We start from the raw sequence: 3,175 nt of genomic DNA, 5'->3' as shown, positions 1-3,175 counted from the left end.
TGAGGACAAGCCCTCGGCCTATTAGTACCAGTCAGCTCCACCCCTTACAGGGCTTCCACATCTGGCCTATCAACCCAGTCGTCTACTGGGAGCCTTACCCTCTCAAGGAGGTGGGAATACTCATCTCGAAGCAGGCTTCCCGCTTAGATGCTTTCAGCGGTTATCCCTCCCGAACGTAGCCAACCAGCCATGCCCTTGGCAGGACAACTGGCACACCAGAGGTTCGTCCGTCCCGGTCCTCTCGTACTAGGGACAGCCCTTCTCAATATTCCTACGCGCACAGCGGATAGGGACCGAACTGTCTCACGACGTTCTAAACCCAGCTCGCGTACCGCTTTAATGGGCGAACAGCCCAACCCTTGGGACCGACTCCAGCCCCAGGATGCGACGAGCCGACATCGAGGTGCCAAACCATCCCGTCGATATGGACTCTTGGGGAAGATCAGCCTGTTATCCCCGGGGTACCTTTTATCCGTTGAGCGACGGCGCTTCCACAAGCCACCGCCGGATCACTAGTCCCGACTTTCGTCCCTGCTCGACCCGTCGGTCTCACAGTCAAGCTCCCTTGTGCACTTACACTCAACACCTGATTGCCAACCAGGCTGAGGGAACCTTTGGGCGCCTCCGTTACTCTTTAGGAGGCAACCGCCCCAGTTAAACTACCCATCAGACACTGTCCCTGATCCGGATCACGGACCCAGGTTAGACATCCAGCACGACCAGAGTGGTATTTCAACGTCGACTCCACAACCACTGGCGTGGCCGCTTCAAAGTCTCCCACCTATCCTACACAAGCCGAACCGAACACCAATATCAAACTGTAGTAAAGGTCCCGGGGTCTTTCCGTCCTGCTGCGCGAAACGAGCATCTTTACTCGTAGTGCAATTTCACCGGGCCTATGGTTGAGACAGTCGAGAAGTCGTTACGCCATTCGTGCAGGTCGGAACTTACCCGACAAGGAATTTCGCTACCTTAGGATGGTTATAGTTACCACCGCCGTTTACTGGCGCTTAAGTTCTCAGCTTCGCAACCCCGAAGAGTCGCTAACCGGTCCCCTTAACGTTCCAGCACCGGGCAGGCGTCAGTCCGTATACATCGCCTTACGGCTTCGCACGGACCTGTGTTTTTAGTAAACAGTCGCTTCTCGCTGGTCTCTGCGGCCACACCCAGCTCACACTGCAAGAGTGATCACCAGACGTGGCCCCCCTTCTCCCGAAGTTACGGGGGCATTTTGCCGAGTTCCTTAACCATAGTTCACCCGAACGCCTCGGTATTCTCTACCTGACCACCTGAGTCGGTTTAGGGTACGGGCCGCCATGAAACTCGCTAGAGGCTTTTCTCGACAGCATAGGATCATCCACTTCACCACAATCGGCTCGGCATCAGGTCTCAGCCTTAACGTGTGACGGATTTGCCTACCACACGGCCTACACCCTTACCCCGGGACAACCACCGCCCGGGCTGGACTACCTTCCTGCGTCACCCCATCGCTTACCTACTACCACCTTGGATCAGCGGCTCCACCACTCCCCTCAACTCCGAAGAGATCAGGGCGGCTTCACGGCCTTAGCATTAATGGGCTCGATATTGGGCGTTTCAAAGCGGGTACCGGAATATCAACCGGTTGTCCATCGACTACGCCTGTCGGCCTCGCCTTAGGTCCCGACTTACCCTGGGCAGATCAGCTTGACCCAGGAACCCTTAGTCAATCGGCGCACACGTTTCTCACGTGTGTATCGCTACTCATGCCTGCATTCTCACTCGTGAACCGTCCACAACTCGCTTCCGCGGCTGCTTCACCCGGCACACGACGCTCCCCTACCCATCACAGTCCCCGTTGGGGGTATGTACTGCAATGACACGACTTCGGCGGTACGCTTGAGCCCCGCTACATTGTCGGCGCGGAATCACTTGACCAGTGAGCTATTACGCACTCTTTCAAGGGTGGCTGCTTCTAAGCCAACCTCCTGGTTGTCTCTGCGACTCCACATCCTTTCCCACTTAGCGTACGCTTAGGGGCCTTAGTCGATGCTCTGGGCTGTTTCCCTCTCGACCATGGAGCTTATCCCCCACAGTCTCACTGCCGTGCTCTCACTTACCGGCATTCGGAGTTTGGCTAAGGTCAGTAACCCGGTAGGGCCCATCGCCTATCCAGTGCTCTACCTCCGGCAAGAAACACACGACGCTGCACCTAAATGCATTTCGGGGAGAACCAGCTATCACGGAGTTTGATTGGCCTTTCACCCCTAACCACAGGTCATCCCCCAGGTTTTCAACCCTGGTGGGTTCGGTCCTCCACGAAGTCTTACCTCCGCTTCAACCTGCCCATGGCTAGATCACTCCGCTTCGGGTCTAGAGCGTGCAACTCAATCGCCCTATTCGGACTCGCTTTCGCTACGGCTTCCCCACACGGGTTAACCTCGCTACACACCGCTAACTCGCAGGCTCATTCTTCAAAAGGCACGCAGTCACGACGCACCAAGCAAGCTTGATGCGCGACGCTCCCACGGCTTGTAGGCACACGGTTTCAGGTACTATTTCACTCCGCTCCCGCGGTACTTTTCACCATTCCCTCACGGTACTATCCGCTATCGGTCACCAGGGAATATTTAGGCTTAGCGGGTGGTCCCGCCAGATTCACACGGGATTTCTCGGGCCCCGTGCTACTTGGGTGTCTCTCAAGCAAGCCGTCAATGTTTCAGCTACGGGGGTCTTACCCTCTACGCCGGACCTTTCGCATGTCCTTCGCCTACATCAACGGTTTCTGACTCGCCTCACAGCCGGCAGACTGTGAAAGAGAGATCCCACAACCCCGCATGCGCAACCCCTGCCGGGTCTCACACGCATACGGTTTGGCCTCATCCGGTTTCGCTCGCCACTACTCCCGGAATCACGGTTGTTTTCTCTTCCTGAGGGTACTGAGATGTTTCACTTCCCCTCGTTCCCTCCACACTGCCTATGTGTTCAGCAGCGGGTGACAGCCCATGACGACTGCCGGGTTTCCCCATTCGGAAACCCCCGGATCAAAGCCTGGTTGACGGCTCCCCGGGGACTATCGTGGCCTCCCACGTCCTTCATCGGTTCCTGGTGCCAAGGCATCCACCGTGCGCCCTTAAAAACTTGGCCACAGATGCTCGCGTCCACTGTGCAGTTCTCAAGCAACGACCAGCCACCC

The 3,175-nt window shown here is 56.9% G+C and carries 1 rRNA gene; it reads right to left on the bottom strand.

The annotated features are described in order from the left end of the window. Position 1: 1 nt before the first annotated feature. Positions 2–3,126: ribosomal RNA gene (locus ABT160_RS46630) — 23S ribosomal RNA — on the bottom strand. Between the last annotated feature and the right edge of the window lie 49 nt (positions 3,127–3,175).

The organism is Streptomyces sp. NPDC001941, from assembly GCF_040296945.1.
In the GTDB taxonomy this organism is placed as follows: Bacteria; Actinomycetota; Actinomycetes; order Streptomycetales; family Streptomycetaceae; genus Streptomyces.
The sequence above is the reverse complement of the archived record's forward strand: the minus strand, read 5'-3'. Positions and strand labels throughout refer to the sequence as shown.